This is a genomic window from Bacillus sp. GW823-FHT06A10, from assembly GCF_058795375.1.
Genome location: NZ_JBXAHT010000001.1, coordinates 2,161,908 through 2,178,523, shown reverse-complemented (window position 1 = coordinate 2,178,523; position 16,616 = coordinate 2,161,908). Strand labels below are relative to the sequence as shown.

Here is a 16,616-nt window from a genome sequence, read left to right as displayed (position 1 = left end):
ATGGAGGTCTATCACATAAAGAGTAAAAAGAGGGAAACATACAACGTTCAGGTGAAATATTCGATACTTTTCGAATGTGCACTTGGCATTGCAGCAATTACTCATAAAAGGTTAATTGATACTCTTGAAAAGACTGAAAGTGAATGGAAAGGAATTAGACAATCATTAACAGATGAGATGGAAGAACACTTACAGTTTATAGAAGAACATAATACGTGGAAAGCATTGCTTCAGTTATTGTATGAAGAGGATTTTCAAGATTTATCGCAGTTTAATTTTAAAATTGATTTACTTTCAGAAGAAGGTTTGAAGTATATATGTTTACCGTTTTTAGGAGAGAAGTACCAAGAAAAAAGAACTTTAGCGGCAAGTGGAAACGTAACTGCAATACATGAACTAATGGAACTGACACAAGAACATCAGTTTTTCTCTACGTATATTCGTTTTATATGTGATGTTGATGTCCAAGTGCTGAAATCTCATTTAATTGCTGTTATGACAGGTTGGTATGAGAGTGTAATTAAGAAAGAGGAAGAAGAAATACTTTCTATATTAAAACGAGATTATGAAGCAAAAAATGAAATGAATAAAAAGATGAAGCCGGAAGAGTTTGTCGAATGGGCGACTGGCGGAGTGAACTATATGCCAGAGCCAAGTGTTCATCACGTACTTCTTATTCCGCAAATGACGTACAGACCGTGGAATATTGAAGCAGATATTGAAGATACGAAAGTATTTCATTATCCAGTTGCGAATGAAAGCATTCATCCTGAAGATTCGTATGAACCGAATTATTTTTTAGTTCAAAAACATAAGGCTCTTGGGGATGAAGCGAGATTGCGAATTGTAAAAATGTTGTTTGAAAAAGAACGTACTTTACAGGAAATAACGGAAAGATTGCAGCTTGGTAAATCGACAGTACACCATCATTTGAAATTGTTACGTGCAGCGAAGTTAGTTGATATACATGACGGAAAATATGTATTAAGGAAGAAAGCAGTACAGTCGTTAGCAAAAGAATTAGAAGCGTTTTTGAATAGATAATATGCAACAAGAATGTACATAAAGGGAGGAATTTAAGAGAAAAGTTGGTGAGCTATAGTGAAGAGTGTATTGAAAAGTCGTTCTTTCTTTTTTATGTGGATTGGTAGTGCAATCTCAGAATTAGGAGGGGCTTTCGGAACGTTATGTAATTCAATTCTAGTATATGAATTAACAGGATCGGAAATGGCTTTAAGTAGTATGTGGCTATTATATTTCATCCCATCACTCATATTGCAATTAATAAGTGGCCCATTTATTGATAAATGGAGCCGGAAGTGGATTATGATATTTTCACAATGGATACGAGCGTCCATATTTTTATTACCTTTGGTGATGCTAGTGTCGGGTAGTATAGAAGTTTGGCACATTTATGTTGTTCAAATTGTAGTGGGACTTATTACACCACTTTATACACCTGCAAGTCAAGCGATTACACCGAGCATTGTAGGGAAAGAACAACTTCAAGATGCAAATGCGTATATTGATGGGATGACTCGCCTTATGATGTTTCTTGCGCCAGTATTAGGCGGAGTAGTCATTCATTTGATTGGAACAGAACTTACATTATCTTTCGTATGCATATGTTTATTTGTTAGTGGCACTTTCTTATTTTATATAAAAGAAAATAGAACGTTGCAACCTATTCGGAAAACGTGGTTAGAACAATTTCTTCAAGGTTTTACATATTTTTTTAGAAAACCAATCATCGTTTGGCTCGGTATATTTCTTACTTTCGTACAGTTTGGAGTAGGGGTAACGATGGTTACAAATCTTCCATATATAAAAGACGAGCTGTCAGCGGGATATGCAGAGTACGGTTATTTCATGGCAGGTTTTCCACTTGGCTACGTAATTGGCTCAGTATTAGTCGGAAAAGTAACATATAAAAGCCGGCGTATACTTATGCTCGGAGGATTGTTTATAGGGGGACTCACATACATTTCATTAGGATTCAATCATAGTATTATCATTGCAATAATAATTGAAGTAATAGCAGGGATTTGTATTGCATTTTTCAATGTTCATAACACGACAATATGCCAACAAACCATCCCAAATAATATGATAGGACAAGTATTTTCAGTGCGTTTATTTTTTATACGATCCGCTATGCCATTAGGGGTGTTAGTAGGGGGAATATTGAGTGAAATGTGGGGAGTAAGAGTGCTATATGTAATCATCGGTGCAATTATATGTGTTACATCTTTAATAGGGATGTTACTTCCATATTTCAAATTTTTAGATGAGGCGATAGAAAAGAAATCAGCATAATTCAAAAAATTAAAACTTTACAATTGAAAATAATTATCATAATCAATTATAATAGAAGAATACTAGTATTCGTATAACAAAGAGGGAGTGGGATATATGTTTATCGAAACGAAAACATTTACAGTAAAAGAAGGTACATCAAATATAGTTGTAGAACGTTTCACTGGAGAAGGTATTATTGAAAAATTTGAAGGCTTCATCGATTTAAGTGTTCTCGTGAAAAAAGTAAGACGCGGCGACGAAGAAGTTGTCGTAATGATTCGCTGGGAATCTGAAGAAGCATGGAAAAACTGGGAAACAAGTGAAGAACACTTAGCTGGACATAGAGCGGGCCGTGGTAAACCAAAGCCAGATCATATTATTAATGTGGATCATGCAGTTTATTATGTGAAATCATCGAAATCGGCTTATCAACAGTCGTAATATACAAGCAGAGGATACATGTTGTAGAAGCAATCATGTATCCTCTTTTTTATTACTGGGGGGATGTAAATGATAGGAAATCTTTCATTCATTAAAAAAATGTTCTAGGATATAGAAAAAAATATTAGACTTATAAAGCATAGTCTTAGATGGAACGCTTGAATATCTTGCCTTACATATTTAAGGGTTATGAAAATGAGTCTATATCCCTTCTGTTTAAAAGGAGATGAGTACATGAAGCTGAATCATTTAAATTTATGTGTTGATGACTTATCAGAAGCGAGACATTTCTTTGAAACATTTTTTGATTTTCAATTTTTGGAACAAAAAGGGAAAGCACTTGTAGTTATGAGTGATGAGAGTGGATTTATACTTGTGCTAAGTGATCCAAAAGCATTTAAAGGGAATAAGGAAGTTACGTATCCGGAAGCTTTTCATATTGGTTTTTTAGTGGAAACTACAAATGAAGTGGATCAAGCGTATAATCGTTTAGTAGCAGGCGGCATTGAAATAGATAAGGAACCTTATTCGATGCGAGGTAGTAGTTATGGTTTTTATTTTACAGTATTTAATGGCTTATTAATTGAAGTGTCTTGTCTTGATTATAGAGAAGGTAAGAAAATTTCAAAGCTTAATAGTAATCACCAAGAGTAATCATTTGAAGGTGTATATTTAGCCCCTTATCCAGTTTGGAAAGGGGCTTGTTTATTTTATTACCTTATTTATCTTACTATTTGTGGATTGATTATAGTCTCACCTTATTTGTCTATCTGAATTTCAAATTCAAGCACAGCTTGATCTTTCCTAAACGGCATACTGAGTTCTTTAAATCGTAAGCTTATTCCAGACAAATTATCAGGAAGGACAGGAGATATAACGAATTGATGATTCATATGTCCATCGGTGCCGCCACCACCTTCTGACCAGCAATCGTATGTATCATCTATTGATAATTGGAAGAAACTATGAGGCTTATTTTCAATAAAATCTTCATCCGTGGAATCCCAATCGCTATATAAATAAACTACACTAGCATTTGCATATTGCCGAATAAAAGTTACAGTATACATGACGCCATTATGTTCATAAGTTTTAAAAACAGGTACATGTTTTTTGAAGCCAGTTGGTTCAACGCGAGGTTTAAATTCTTCTTCATCCATCATGGAAGAGAATAATGAGTTTAGATAGTCTGGATAAAATTCGTATTGCTTAGCCCATTTATAAATCGCTTCATCATGTGGAAAACCTGGGTCATCACCTGAAAGTTCTTTTCGTTCTTTTAATAGGGCGCAAATTTTTTCATCAATAGAGTATAAGCGTTCATCGTAATGATCGGTAGGACGTTCGAAAGTCATTCTTCGCATAATCATTCCTCCTTTACTTTATTTTAACAAAAAAGACAGACTAATAAATAGTCTGTCTTTTCACATTAATTATTCACATCATCATAAAGTTCAAGTGCCTCTTTCACATTCAATCCATTTTTCACAATGCCATGTATTGCTTGGATCATCGCAGCTGGGTGCTCGGATTGCCATATGTTTCGGCCCATGTCTACTCCAATTGCTCCTTCTTGCAATGCATTGTACGTAATGTTTAATGCGTCTTCAATTGAATCTAGTTTTGGGCCGCCCGCGATGACGACTGGGGCAGGGCATGTGCTCGTTATTTTTTCGAATCCTTCGCAGTAATACGTTTTAATAATATCAGCACCCATTTCAACACATACGCGGGAAGCAAGTGCTAGAAAGCGAGCTTCACGTTTTTGTAATTCCTTTGCGACTGCGGTAATGCCTAGTACTGGTAGGCCGTAATCATGAGCTTCAGAAACTACATTTGCGAGATTTGTAACAGTTTGTGTTTCATAGTCTGATCCGACAAAAACAGAAACGCCAACGCCAATTGCGTTTTGCTTCACTGCTTCCTTCACAGGTGTAACAATTGTTTCATTCGCTAAATCTTTACCGACGACAGTAGCGCCACCGGATACACGCATAACCATCGGTGTGCTGCAGTTTTCAGGAATGCAGGAGCTAAGTACACCGCGTGTTAAAAAGAGGGAGTCTGTATAAGGAAGTAAGTTTTTAACTGTTTCAAGTGGTTGTTCTAGCCCGTGAATTGGCCCTAAAAAGTAGCCGTGATCTATTGCTAACATAACCGCTCTACCATCAGGTAAAATTGTATTTAATCGATTTTTAAATCCCCAAGTCATTCAAAATCACTCCTTCGTTAATGTTGGATTTTCCGTTTGTACCGTATCTTTATTTGGTAAATGTGGTGACTTTATAAAAACAGCTTTAAAAGGTTTGTCAGAATGGTTAATTAGATAGTGAGATTCATGAGGGCGAACTTGCAGGACATCACCTTGTTTAATTGGAACTCTTTCGTTATTTACATAGAAGTCTATTTCACCTTCTAACGCATAAAAAACTTCTTCACACGTTGTATGGTAATGATTTTGAAACTCTTGCCCAGGCTGAATGACAACAAGACCAAGATCAATATTCGGGCCTTGTATTAAATATTTCGGCCCGTTATCACCGAAGCGATAGGAGAAATCATTTTCATTCGCTTTTAACATACAGTTCACTCCTTTATGTAAATGAGTTACAGTGCACCTGGCGCAATCCACATATGTGTTGTAAGTCCTTTATCAGCTAAAGCGAGCTGACTGCTATACACGGTTTTCCATGTTTCATAGAATTCCTTGTATAGCTCGTGATTTTCAGTGATTGGTTCAAATATATTTTCCCACTGTACAAATTGTTCGGCAGTCTCTTCCATAGATGTATATATGCCAGCGCCAACTCCAGCAGCAATTGCAGTTCCTAAAGCAGCTGCTTCTTTCACAACGGGTACTTTTATAGGAATGCCGAGTACGTCTGATAGAATTTGTGGCCATAGTTTCCCTTTAGCGGCACCGCCAGCAAAAATGACTTCAGAAGGGAATGTACCAGTAAGATTTTCAATTAGTTTTAAGTTTCCAAGTGTAACAAAGGCCGCATTTTCTTCAATAGCACGGAACATTTCTTTTTTTCCGCATTTGTCAGCGTCTAAACTTAAATTTAAGAATGAAGGTGCGGCATGACGCCAAGAAATGTAGTTCATAACGTTTGAAAAAGTAGGGATAATACCATATGAACCGACAGGTACGTCTTTCGCTTGTTCTTCTAATAATTCATAAGCGTCTAAACCGAGTTTTTCAGCGAGCTTTTTTTCTTCTTGGCAAAAAGCGTCTCGAAACCAACGCATAACGAGGCCAGGGAAAAAGGCAATCGTTTCATATTGCCAAAGGTTCGGAACGACGTGACAATTTACTCGAATTTCCGCATTTGGATCCGTTGTTGACTCTGTAATATTCACTTCCTGTTGCCAAAAGCTGCCGCCGCATATTAAAGTTTGATTTGGTTTTACGACTCCAGTCCCGAGTGCTGCCATTTGAGCATCACCGCCGCCAGCGACGACAGGAATTCCTTCAAGTAAACCAGTTAGTGCTGCACACTCTTTTGTAACATTACCAATCACAGTGCCAGCTTCATTTACTTTTGGTGAAAATGGCAAAGATATACCACACTCTTTAGCGACATTGTTATCCCAATTTCTATTTTGTAAATCAAAGATTCCAGACGTACAACCGTTGGAAGGATCGATTTGCAGTACGCCGCTTAATTTATACAAAATCCAATCATTTAACATCGTAAAGGAGTGAATATTGTTGTAGACGTCTGGTTCATGTTTTTTAATCCAAAGTAGACGTGGTAAAGCACCCAATGAAAAAGTTTGCCCAGATTTTCTGTATAAATCTTCTTCAAGATGTGAGCGGATTTCTTTTAGCTCACTAACTTCAGCGGATGCACGGCCATCAACATTTGCACATGCCCATATTTCTTGCCCATTTTTATCATATAAAACAAAACCTTCTCGCATACTTGTAGCGCTAATAGCTTGAATAGAAGAGGGAAGTATATTACTTTTTTGCAGAACTTCTTTCGTACACTGTTGTACAAGTTGCCAGTTTTCTTTTACATCAAAATTCATAGAACCGGGGTAACGAGGATCAGTTTTATGAACCCATTCCTTTTGGCTTACTGCAATTTGATTGCCATGTAAATCAAAAAGAACAGCTCGAATGCTTCCTGTACCAGCATCGAAAGCTAATAAAGTAGACATTAAGAATCACCTTCCTTTCTTAATAAGGAGAGCGCAGTTTCTTCATCAGTAATTAATGTATGAATAAATTTCCCTTTTAAAGCCCCATAAATGGCATCTATCTTTTGTGTACCTCCAGCCACACCAATGACATGCTTCATGTTGCGAAGAATCATAAGTGGTGTGCCAATTAGACGATTATGATGCGAGAGCTCTAATAACTCACCATTCGTATTATAAAACTGTCCTAAAATATCGCCCGCCCCGTTTTGACTTCGAATATATGTCATTTCACGTAGCGTTAATTTTTCTTCTTTTACAATTGTAGCGTCTTGAGATAACCCGCCAATACCGACAACTGCTGTATGTGCAAGTGAAGCGACATGAAGCATATCTTTCACACTTGGTTCTGATAAAATACTTCGTGCCATTTCAGTAGAAGATGCTAGAAAAGGAGTAGGAATAATATGAAGATCACCTTGCATGTAGTGTAAATAGTTTTGTTTTCTTGAAAGATAGTGGTTTACTCCGCCTGTTAGCGTTACGAATGAAAGATTAATAGAACTTTCAAAATGAATGTTTTCTAGCATTTTACTTATCGTTTCACCCCAGCCGATGCCGAGTAAATCACCTTGTTGGAGATGAGTCTCTAAATATTGTGCAGCGGCTTTTCCGAGAGAAGTAGCATAATTGTTTATTGGAGTAGGGATAATGAAAGTATCTTTTAAGTGGAACTTTTTCATTAAGTCACGTTCAATGCTCAAGCAATGCAAACCGGTTCCTTTTACGTGAAATGTAACGATACCTTCACTGCGTGCCTTATCTAATAACCGGACGACTTTATTTCTTGAAATATGAAGAAGTGAAGCAATCTCTTGTTGTGTTAATTGATCTTTATAATAGTACCAGGCTACTTTAGTTAATAAATTTTCTTCAAAGTTCAGCTGTGACATACTCTTCATCCCTTTCAACAATTGACCAATGCTTAAACATATGTGTCACATATTTTGTTTATTCCAGTTGAAACGATTAATAGTACATTGAAAAAAGTGTTCTAGATATGAAAAAAGGAATATACAATGCTACAAAACAAGTAGAACAAATAATCATTTTCTCAAAAAATGTTCTGGGTAAAGGCAGGTGACATCATGTGGAGAATGTGCCCTTATTACAAGTGAAGAAAATGAGTAAGGCGTTTTCGAATCAACTTGTGCTAAAGGAAGTGAACTTACAAGTAGAGCATGGTGATATATACGCTTTAGTTGGTGGAAATGGCGCCGGGAAATCGACATTAATGAAAATATTAACGGGGTTATATTCGTATGATAGTGGAGAAATGTATGTGAAAGGAAAGAGACAGCAGTTTGCAAATCCAAAAGAAGCACACCAAGAAGGGATTTATTTAATACCACAAGAACCGCTCATTTTTCCTCATATGACCATTGAAGAAAATATATGTATTGGATTAGAGGGGAATAGAAAGAAACTAAAAGTAAAAGTTCAGCAATTAATTAACAGTTTAAGTTGGGATATTGACCTTAATGAACAGGGAGGATCGTTATCCATTGCGCAGCAACAGTTAGTAGAAATCATTAGAGGATTAATACGAGACGCTGAGATTCTTATTTTAGATGAGCCAACATCGACATTAACAACTCATGAAATTAAGAGTCTTTTTGTGCTGATGAAAAGCTTGCAAGAAAAAGGAATTGGGATGATTTATATTACGCATCGTTTTCCAGAAATCTTTGAAATTGCAAACAAAGTAGCAATACTACGTGATGGAATGGTTGTAAGCCAAGGTGATGTATGTGACTATACATATGACATGCTGATGGAAGGACTATTGCCAAAAGGATATAAACAGAAAGAGAAAATAGAAGTAGTTCAAGAGACAGCAAAGACGAAAAAAATATTAGAAGTGGTTGATATAAATGGTCACGGATTCGAAAATATATCATTCACTGTACATGCGGGTGAGGTTGTAGGTGTTGCTGGCATTATAGGATCTGGCAGAACGGAATTAGCAGAAGCGATATTTGGATTGAAAACTATAAAATCAGGGTCTATCTTATTGGGTGGAAAATCAATTGATACGTGTTCTTTGCATAAAAGGCTAGACGAAGGACTAGTTTATGTGCCAGAGGATAGGGCGAGGAATGGAATTTTCTCAATTGCTTCTGTTAAAGAAAATATTGCAGCAGCAAGTTTATATCAAAATAATCGCTTTTTTATAAATCAAGAAAAAGAAAGCGCTTTAGTTAATTCGTTTATAGAACAGTTCCGAATTGTTGTACAGAATATGAATAAAGAACTGGCATCTTTATCAGGAGGTAATCAGCAGAAGGTCGTGCTTGCGAAGTATCTTGCATGTAATCCTAAAATTATTATTCTTGATGAGCCGACTCGCGGAATTGATGCGAAAGCAAGGCTTGAAGTGTATGAGACGATAAAAAAAATGAAAAGGGAAGGACTCGCAATTTTATTAATCTCTTCAGATGTTGAAGAAATTGTCCAATTAGTAAACCGTGTATATGTAATGAGAAATGGGCGATTTGTTTCTCATATGGAAAAAGAACAACTGAGTGTGAATGAAGTTACACGCCTTGCATACGGAGGTGTAGCGGAATGAAACATATGTTAAAAATGCATGAAACGTCTATCATACTGTTACTACTAATTTATATAGCTATTGTAGGAATGATAAACCCTAGTTTTATTCAATTTAACTCGTTATCTTTACTGATGAAATCAAGCGTTATTTTAGTCGTGCTAGCAATCGGTCAATCGTTCGTCTTATTTACGAAAAATATAGATGTATCAGTTGGTTCAAGCATGGGGTTAAGTGCAGCAGTTTGCGGAATGATGTTAACGAATGGGGATAGTGCATTCTTGTCGATATTTGTAGCTATTATACTTGGGGCCATTATCGGTTTCGTAAATGGTATTGGAGTTGCGAAGTTTCGGGTACCAGCCATTATTATGACATTAGGCATGTTAGGAATTATTAGAGGTGCAATGTTAATTTTCACAGGCGGGAAGTGGATTGAAGATATTCCAAACGATTTTAAGCAGCTGTCATCTATCATCATTCTTGGTTTACCTATAACTGTATGGTTCGTTTTTATTATTTTACTACTACTATACTTCTTTTTAAGAAAAGTGCCATTGGGAAGATACTTTTATGCGATAGGTGATAATGAAGATGGCGCGAGGCTTATTGGTATACCTGTTAATAAAGTGAAGATATATGCGTTTATGATTTCAGGCATAAGCGCTGCGCTCGCTGGTTGCATATTTGTTATGAATATCGGGTTCGTCCCAAATCAAACAGGTACAGGATTAGAATTACAAGTAATCGCAGCCGCTGTACTAGGAGGAATTCATTTAAAAGGAGGAACAGGATCTTTATTTGGAGCTGCATTAGGAGCGTTATTTTTAGAAACAATAAGTAGCTCACTCGTCTTTTTAAAAATACCAGCATTTTGGAATAATGCTATTTCAGGTTTTTTATTATTACTTATCATCATATTAGATAGTGTTATGAAAAAGTGGAAGGCAGAAAGGAGGATAAATCTATGAAGTATGTATATAGATGGGAAGGGGTTCTAATTGTATTACTTCTTATAGAATTCATCCTTTTTAGTTTTATAAATAGTGATTTCTTAAATATTAGTAATCTCCTTTTTAGTACAAATGATTTCCTATTTATCGCAATTGCGGCGATACCAATGACTTTCGTTATTGTAACAGGAGGAATTGATGTATCGGTCGGATCAATAATGGGGCTCACTTCGATCTTGATTGGTGTACTTTGGATGAACGGAATACCTATTTTGTTTGCTGTCATAATCGCCCTAATAATTAGTTGTTTAGCAGGCGCTTTAAACGGACTCATTATAAAAATGACAGATGTAGAACCACTCGTCGTTACACTCGGAACGATGTTTTTATATGGAGGAATTGCACTCGTCATTTCAGGAGGAGCAGGTGCTTCTGGGTATGAAGGAATAAGCGGTTTACCTGACACATTTGTACAACTGGCAAACGGTAGTTTTATAGGAATACCGAATTTATTATGGCTACTGATCGTATTAACAGTTTTATATACTGTATTATTTCACCGAACTATATACGGGCGCCATGTAAAATTAACAGGTGCGAACGAAAATACAGCAAAATACACCGGGATTAAAACGAAAAAAGTAGTCATTATCGCTTACATACTTTCTGGGTTAGGAGGTGGATTAGGAGGTGCTTTCTTAACCGCATATTTTGGTTCCGCACGTGCTGATATGGGAAATGAAACAATTTTACCAATCATTACAGCAGTCGTATTAGGCGGGACACTTATTACAGGCGGAAAAGGAAGTATTTTCGGTACTGTACTAGCGAGTATTTTTATTGGGCTCATGCAGTATGGTTTGCAAATGACGGGTTTAACAAATGAACAATCCAACGTAGTAATTGGTATGATTCTAATTCTTTCAGTTATTATGAGACATTTCAAATTACATCAATTCATACCGGAGAAAAGAAAGAATTTGCATAAGGGGGAAATGTCATGAAGAGAAAACTAGGGATTGTATTGATTGTATGTATTTGTTTAATAGGTTTAATCGCTTGTTCCAGTCAAACGGCAGATAAGAAAAAAGCGGATGATGTGAAATTTGCATTTATCCCGAAATTAACTGGAGTTGGCTTCTTTACATCGGGCGGTGAAGGAGCAAAGGAGATGGGAGATAAGCTAGGCGTACAAGTGAAATATGATGGGCCGTCTGAAGCGAGTGTATCAGGGCAAGTAAAGTATATAAATAATTTTATTAACCAAAATTATGATGCACTTATGGTTTCCTCTACATCAGTTGATGGTTTATCGCAATCATTGCAACGTGCTAAGAAAAAAGGAATGACTGTCTTAACGTGGGATTCTGATGTGAATCCGAAAGACCGTTCTTTTTATATAAGTCAAGGGACACCAGACCAACTTGCTAACTTATTAATTGAAATGACTTCCAAGCAAATTGGAGATAAAGGGAAAGTAGCGTTCTTTTATTCTAGTCCAACAGTAACGGATCAAAACCAATGGGTAACGAAAGCGAAAGAAATTATTAAAAAGAAATATCCGAACTGGGAAATTGTAACGACGCAGTATGGTGAAAATAATGCGCAAAAGTCTTTGTCAGTAGGAGAGAATATTTTAAAAACGTATCCTGATATTAATGCAGTCATTTGTCCAGATGCAACGGCACTTCCGGCAATGGCACAAGCAGCTGAAAATTTAAAAATGGATAAAAAGGTTGTCGTAACTGGCTTCTCTACACCAAACGTTATGCGTGATTACGTAAAACGAGGAACAGTAGCACAATTTGGTTTATGGGATGTCAAACAGCAAGGTGCGTTGGCAACTTATGTAGCAAATGAAATTGTTGTAAAAGGAAAGAAGTTAAAAGTAGGGGATAGCTTTGAAGTAAAAGGAATCGGAAAAGTGAAAGTAGAGCCAAACTCCATTCAAGGATATGATTATGAGGCAGAAGGAAACGGAATTATCGTATTGCCAGAACGAGTTGTATTTACGAAAGATAATATTGATAAGTATAATTTTTAGTAGACAAAAAAACGTCCAAATATATCGGACGTTTTTTTATTTCTTCATTAATTATGAACAGTTTCTTTTTCGTTTAATCCAAGTGTACGACCAGTCGAAGTGTGAAGATCTTGGAACAATCTTGGATTTTCAGTTAGTGAAATGCCGTATGAAGGAATCATTTCTTTTATTTTTTCTTCCCATTCTACCATGCGGCTTGGGAAACATTTTTCTAATACTTCAAGCATGACGTGAACAGCAGTAGAAGCACCTGGTGATGCGCCTAGTAATGCGGCGATTGAGCCGTCAGCTGCACTTACTACTTCTGTACCAAATTGAAGTGTTCCTTTACCGCCAGCATCAGTATCTTTAATTACTTGTACACGTTGTCCAGCAACTACAATATCCCAATCTTCACTTTTCGCGTTCGGAATGAATTCGCGTAATTCTTCCATACGTTTTTCATGTGATAACATAACTTGCTGAATTAAGTATTTTGTAAGTCCCATTTCTTTTACACCAGCGGCTAACATCGTTAAGACATTATTCGGTTTTACAGAACCGATTAAGTCAAGATTTGAGCCAGTTTTTAAGAATTTAGGTGAGAAGCCTGCGAATGGTCCAAACAGTAAAGCTTTTTTATTGTCTATATATCTCGTATCTAGATGAGGTACAGACATTGGCGGAGCGCCAACTTTAGCTTTACCGTACACTTTCGCATGATGCTGCTCTACAACTTTTTGGTTTTTACATACCATAAATAGTCCACTTACTGGGAAGCCACCGATATGCTTTGATTCAGGGATACCAGTCTTTTGAAGTAGAGGTAGACTACCGCCACCGCCGCCAATAAAGACGAATTTAGCAGTATGATGCTCAATTTTACCACTATTCATATCGTGTACTTTTACTTCCCACAAACCATTTTTCGTGCGCTTAATATTTTCGACACTATGCTTGTAGTTTAGCTCGACATTTTTTGTTTTTAAGTAATCAAACAACATACGTGTTAATGCACCGAAGTTAACATCTGTTCCAGAGTCAATCTTCGTTGCCGCCATCGGTTCATTAGATGTGCGGCCTTCCATAATGAGTGGAAGCCATTTTTTTAATGTTTCAGGAGCATCAGAAAATTCCATTCCTTGAAACAGTGGATTTTTTGAAAGCGCTTCAAAACGGTTTTTTAGAAACTCAACATTTCTTTCCCCTTGTACTAAACTCATATGAGGTAGTGGCATAATAAAATCTTGTGGATTACGAATTAATTTGCTCTTTACAAGATATGCCCAAAATTGTCTTGAAAGCTGGAATTGCTCATTCACTTTTACAGCCTTACTAATATCTATAGATCCGTCAGGTTTTTCGGAAGTATAGTTCAGTTCGCATAGCGCAGAATGCCCTGTACCTGCATTATTCCATTCGTTAGAGCTTTCTTCCCCGGCACTTGCGAGTTTTTCAAAAACTTTAATTTCCCATTCTGGTGCTAATTCTTTTAGTAATGAGCCTAACGTTGCACTCATAATTCCTGCACCAATTAAGATAACGTCTGTTTTTTGCTGCATGTTGCTCATGATAATCTCTCCATCCCCTATATTGGCAAAAAAGTGTAGGTGTTTTCTATGTCTAAGCCGTAAAAGAGAAACACCGCCTAGGCCCCACCTAGGTGTATACCTTTTTTGTCTCAATTATATAACCATCTCATACTCTATTATAATAATTAATAGACTAAAATATCTAGTGTTATCTGATAATTTTAAACTATTTAACGTTTTATTCGCTAAAAATCTTATTTAACAAGCTCTTTTAAGGTGATAAATAGAAAAAAATTACAGTTTGAAATTATCTCGAAAAAGCTTACGTATCCTTAAGTGACTAAATCGAGTACCTTTTTATGGGATTATTCTTTCTGTAATGGTAAGATTATTCTGAAAAATAAAAAGGAGGGACTCTAATGTGTACAAAAGAACAAATTTCAAACTTATTTCGAAACTTTTCAATAAAGGAATGTAAAGGGTCAAGTGATTTATATGAATATTTATCAATGAAAATTGCTGAAGATGAGGAAGTACTTACACTATCGTCCTATGCTCAGGTAGGTCAACCAGTCCCAAACTTACTATTAGGTGCAGTACATTATTTATTGTTAGCAGGGAAAGAACATCATTTAAAAACGTATTATAGTAGTTTAGTTGAAAATGCCGATACAAATTTAGATAAAGCTTTTGAGCATTTTAAAGATTTCTGTAAAGAGTACCGAGAAGAAATCATTACATTGTTACAAACGAAACTCGTTCAAACGAATGAAGTAAGACGGTGCGCATATTTATACCCAAGTTTCTGCTACATATTTAACAAAGTGAAGAAGCCGTTAGCGTTAATTGAAATTGGGACAAGTTCTGGGTTGCAACTGTTCTGGGACCAATATCGTTATTCGTACGGGACGGATGAAATGTACGGAAATATAAATTCAAATGTGCATGTAACTTCTGAAATAAGAGGGGAGAATGTACCGCATTTTCTAAAAGAAAGCCCATCTGTCGTAGAAAGAATCGGACTGGACTTACATGTGAATGATTTACATAATGAGGAAGATTATTTATGGTTACGTGCTTTAATTTGGCCAGAACATAAAGAAAGGCTTGAGATGTTTGATCAAGCTGCATCTTTAGTGAAAAATGAATCTGTCCAATTAATAGAAGGAGACGGTGTAGAGCTATTATCATCTATTATTGAACAAATAAGTGAAGAAGCTGTTATTTGTATTTTCCATACACACGTCGCAAATCAAATACCAGAACAAGTTAAACATAAATTAGAAAAACAAATACAAGAAATCGGCGCAAAACGTGATGTATTCCACCTGTATAACAACATGTGGGATCGTGACCTTCATATTGATTATTATATTAACGGAAACGAATATCGTGAAACGGTTGGAGAAACAGAAGGACACGGGAAATGGTTTAGCTGGAAGATTGGAAATGAGACGCTTATTTAGATTAATAGGGGCGCCCTCACTTGTAAAAGAAGGGACCATAGGCTCAAGCATTGACTAAATGGTTAAGGAATAAATGTATTAGTAACATACAAAAAATGCTTCGGAGAAATCCTAAGCATTTTTTGAATTACATTTAAACCCCATAATGGATCATGTACTTCTGTTCTGCTGCAGCTTGTACAATTTTTGAAGCTAACTCATTCAGCTCATCAGATTTTCTGAGGAACTTTGAAGATGTAACTGTTTCATAGAAAATTGCTAAAGATTCAGGAGGGATAATTGTAATACCACAATAAGCTAAACCGTATTCCTGATTTTTGACTGTATGAAAGTAAGTTTTCATAATTGATAAATTTTGATTTAAACTACTGATAATATCATCATTAACAGAAATACAATGATATTTCTCTGGTGTATAATCATTGTAACTTTTTTGAGAATTAAATTCGTCAATTATTCCAAAATCATGGACACATGCCATCATTATTATCCTTTCAAATTTAATAAAATGATTTCTATTAAAGTAAAATGTCTATTCGTTTAAGTGTAATAGAAATAGTTATGTAGTTCATAAAATATTTTCGGTTTTTCTTCGTGAAAACAGTTTATTTATCGATAAACTCATCAGGAGTCCAAGTGACGATTTCATTCCCAGGTGCAGCGACTACAAGCCATTGCTCACATAGGACACCAGCTTGCCAACATTCATAATAATCATGAAAACCATTTACAAAAATAATTTGTCCGCTCTCCAAATTAATAATTAAATGAGGGCTTTCTAAGCCGAGTTGTATATCGGTAACTTTTTGTCTTCTTATCTTAAATATTCTCTCATATTCTTCTTCCACAGAAGAATCTTCAAATTCATCTTCATTTATTGGGTATCTTTTTTGAGGTTTATTAAATAAACACCATTTTGATTCGATATTGATATATAATTGCTCGTCATAATCAACGGAGTCGTGAAAGTTTGTGAAATGAATCTTTATAGCGCCTGAAGAAATACCAAATTGTAATCCATCAACTTGTGATCCGATAAAGAGATTTTTTAACACTTTTTCAGCGTAAATTTTATCCTCTGTATTCATTCTTGAATTCCTCCTTTTCATAAAAATATACCTTATATTTTTATTGTAATAAATA

General features: G+C 35.9%; 17 protein-coding genes. 9 read left to right on the top strand and 8 right to left on the bottom strand.

The annotated features are described in order from the left end of the window. The 4 genes from AC1Q8M_RS11120 to AC1Q8M_RS11105 all read left to right on the top strand — a co-directional run bounded on the left by AC1Q8M_RS11120 (nt 1) and on the right by AC1Q8M_RS11105 (nt 3,393). Complete coding sequence (locus AC1Q8M_RS11120; RefSeq protein WP_492334145.1) at nt 1-1,044, top strand: ArsR/SmtB family transcription factor; 1,044 nt, start codon at nt 1-3, stop codon at nt 1,042-1,044. A 57-nt stretch (nt 1,045-1,101) separates the two neighbouring features. Next, nucleotides 1,102-2,316: an MFS transporter gene (locus tag AC1Q8M_RS11115; protein WP_098855442.1), complete on the top strand. Its 1,215-nt coding sequence runs from the start codon at nt 1,102-1,104 to the stop codon at nt 2,314-2,316. Nucleotides 2,317-2,412: 96 nt separating this feature from the next. Continuing rightward, a complete protein-coding gene (gene hmoA, locus AC1Q8M_RS11110) occupies nt 2,413-2,739 on the top strand; it encodes a heme-degrading monooxygenase HmoA (RefSeq protein WP_000469498.1) in 327 nt (108 codons plus the stop codon). A 234-nt stretch (nt 2,740-2,973) separates the two neighbouring features. Beyond that, nucleotides 2,974-3,393, top strand: coding sequence for a VOC family protein (locus AC1Q8M_RS11105; protein ID WP_000773089.1), 420 nt, complete (start codon nt 2,974-2,976; stop codon nt 3,391-3,393). 104 nt (nt 3,394-3,497) lie between these two features. On the opposite strand, the gene AC1Q8M_RS11100 is transcribed toward AC1Q8M_RS11105, so the two are convergent. The 5 genes from AC1Q8M_RS11100 to AC1Q8M_RS11080 all read right to left on the bottom strand — a co-directional run bounded on the left by AC1Q8M_RS11100 (nt 3,498) and on the right by AC1Q8M_RS11080 (nt 7,859). Further along, complete coding sequence (locus AC1Q8M_RS11100; protein WP_001253822.1) at nt 3,498-4,103, bottom strand: hypothetical protein; 606 nt, start codon at nt 4,101-4,103, stop codon at nt 3,498-3,500. Between the two features lie 65 nt (nt 4,104-4,168). Next, a complete protein-coding gene (gene lsrF, locus AC1Q8M_RS11095) occupies nt 4,169-4,951 on the bottom strand; it encodes a 3-hydroxy-5-phosphonooxypentane-2,4-dione thiolase (protein ID WP_086387457.1) in 783 nt (260 codons plus the stop codon). A gap of 6 nt (nt 4,952-4,957) precedes the next feature. Continuing rightward, entirely contained in the window at nt 4,958-5,320 is a 363-nt protein-coding gene (locus AC1Q8M_RS11090) for a cupin domain-containing protein (RefSeq protein WP_000909986.1), read from the bottom strand. A 26-nt stretch (nt 5,321-5,346) separates the two neighbouring features. Next, on the bottom strand, nt 5,347-6,909 hold the full coding sequence (gene lsrK / locus AC1Q8M_RS11085; RefSeq protein ID WP_000105703.1) for an autoinducer-2 kinase: 1,563 nt from the start codon (nt 6,907-6,909) through the stop codon (nt 5,347-5,349). After that, nucleotides 6,909-7,859: a sugar-binding transcriptional regulator gene (locus AC1Q8M_RS11080; protein WP_140337052.1), complete on the bottom strand. Its 951-nt coding sequence runs from the start codon at nt 7,857-7,859 to the stop codon at nt 6,909-6,911. The genes lsrK and AC1Q8M_RS11080 overlap by 1 nt, the downstream gene beginning before the upstream one ends. Nucleotides 7,860-8,038: 179 nt before the next feature. Between AC1Q8M_RS11080 and AC1Q8M_RS11075 the strand changes: the two genes are divergently transcribed. Genes AC1Q8M_RS11075 through lsrB form a run of 4 tightly spaced genes read left to right on the top strand, consistent with a single transcriptional unit; the run spans nt 8,039 to nt 12,496 of the window. Next, the gene (locus AC1Q8M_RS11075) at nt 8,039-9,520 is read left to right on the top strand and encodes a sugar ABC transporter ATP-binding protein (protein ID WP_000432626.1); all 1,482 of its coding nucleotides are present in this window, start codon (nt 8,039-8,041) and stop codon (nt 9,518-9,520) included. Continuing rightward, entirely contained in the window at nt 9,517-10,470 is a 954-nt protein-coding gene (locus tag AC1Q8M_RS11070) for an ABC transporter permease subunit (protein WP_098366105.1), read from the top strand. The genes AC1Q8M_RS11075 and AC1Q8M_RS11070 overlap by 4 nt, the downstream gene beginning before the upstream one ends. After that, nucleotides 10,467-11,456 carry an ABC transporter permease gene (locus AC1Q8M_RS11065; RefSeq protein WP_000878499.1) on the top strand — a complete coding sequence of 330 codons (990 nt, stop codon included), beginning with the start codon at nt 10,467-10,469 and terminating at the stop codon, nt 11,454-11,456. Before AC1Q8M_RS11070 ends, AC1Q8M_RS11065 begins: the two co-directional genes overlap by 4 nt. Beyond that, on the top strand, nt 11,453-12,496 hold the full coding sequence (lsrB, locus tag AC1Q8M_RS11060; RefSeq protein WP_000823651.1) for an autoinducer 2 ABC transporter substrate-binding protein LsrB: 1,044 nt from the start codon (nt 11,453-11,455) through the stop codon (nt 12,494-12,496). The genes AC1Q8M_RS11065 and lsrB overlap by 4 nt, the downstream gene beginning before the upstream one ends. A 47-nt stretch (nt 12,497-12,543) precedes the next feature. On the opposite strand, the gene AC1Q8M_RS11055 is transcribed toward lsrB, so the two are convergent. Then, on the bottom strand, nt 12,544-14,046 hold the full coding sequence (locus AC1Q8M_RS11055) for a malate:quinone oxidoreductase (RefSeq protein WP_000069145.1): 1,503 nt from the start codon (nt 14,044-14,046) through the stop codon (nt 12,544-12,546). A 380-nt stretch (nt 14,047-14,426) separates the two neighbouring features. Here AC1Q8M_RS11055 and AC1Q8M_RS11050 point away from each other — a divergent pair, with 380 nt between their 5' ends. Further along, nucleotides 14,427-15,473, top strand: coding sequence for a DUF2332 domain-containing protein (locus AC1Q8M_RS11050; protein ID WP_000337433.1), 1,047 nt, complete (start codon nt 14,427-14,429; stop codon nt 15,471-15,473). A 133-nt stretch (nt 15,474-15,606) separates the two neighbouring features. On the opposite strand, the gene AC1Q8M_RS11045 is transcribed toward AC1Q8M_RS11050, so the two are convergent. Beyond that, nucleotides 15,607-15,957, bottom strand: coding sequence for a hypothetical protein (locus tag AC1Q8M_RS11045; RefSeq protein ID WP_002094063.1), 351 nt, complete (start codon nt 15,955-15,957; stop codon nt 15,607-15,609). 121 nt (nt 15,958-16,078) lie between these two features. Continuing rightward, on the bottom strand, nt 16,079-16,561 hold the full coding sequence (locus AC1Q8M_RS11040) for a hypothetical protein (protein WP_141549496.1): 483 nt from the start codon (nt 16,559-16,561) through the stop codon (nt 16,079-16,081). Nucleotides 16,562-16,616: the final 55 nt, after the last annotated feature.

Coding starts and splice junctions, on each gene's coding strand:
- AC1Q8M_RS11120 (WP_492334145.1), top strand. CDS start 1: ATGGAGGTCTATCACATAAAGAGTAAAAAGAGGGAAACATACAACGTT.
- hmoA (WP_000469498.1), top strand. CDS start 2,413: ATGTTTATCGAAACGAAAACATTTACAGTAAAAGAAGGTACATCAAAT.
- AC1Q8M_RS11105 (WP_000773089.1), top strand. CDS start 2,974: ATGAAGCTGAATCATTTAAATTTATGTGTTGATGACTTATCAGAAGCG.
- AC1Q8M_RS11100 (WP_001253822.1), bottom strand. CDS start 4,103: ATGCGAAGAATGACTTTCGAACGTCCTACCGATCATTACGATGAACGC.
- lsrF (WP_086387457.1), bottom strand. CDS start 4,951: ATGACTTGGGGATTTAAAAATCGATTAAATACAATTTTACCTGATGGT.
- AC1Q8M_RS11090 (WP_000909986.1), bottom strand. CDS start 5,320: ATGTTAAAAGCGAATGAAAATGATTTCTCCTATCGCTTCGGTGATAAC.
- lsrK (WP_000105703.1), bottom strand. CDS start 6,909: ATGTCTACTTTATTAGCTTTCGATGCTGGTACAGGAAGCATTCGAGCT.
- AC1Q8M_RS11070 (WP_098366105.1), top strand. CDS start 9,517: ATGAAACATATGTTAAAAATGCATGAAACGTCTATCATACTGTTACTA.
- AC1Q8M_RS11065 (WP_000878499.1), top strand. CDS start 10,467: ATGAAGTATGTATATAGATGGGAAGGGGTTCTAATTGTATTACTTCTT.
- lsrB (WP_000823651.1), top strand. CDS start 11,453: ATGAAGAGAAAACTAGGGATTGTATTGATTGTATGTATTTGTTTAATA.
- AC1Q8M_RS11055 (WP_000069145.1), bottom strand. CDS start 14,046: ATGAGCAACATGCAGCAAAAAACAGACGTTATCTTAATTGGTGCAGGA.
- AC1Q8M_RS11050 (WP_000337433.1), top strand. CDS start 14,427: ATGTGTACAAAAGAACAAATTTCAAACTTATTTCGAAACTTTTCAATA.
- AC1Q8M_RS11045 (WP_002094063.1), bottom strand. CDS start 15,957: ATGATGGCATGTGTCCATGATTTTGGAATAATTGACGAATTTAATTCT.
- AC1Q8M_RS11040 (WP_141549496.1), bottom strand. CDS start 16,561: ATGAATACAGAGGATAAAATTTACGCTGAAAAAGTGTTAAAAAATCTC.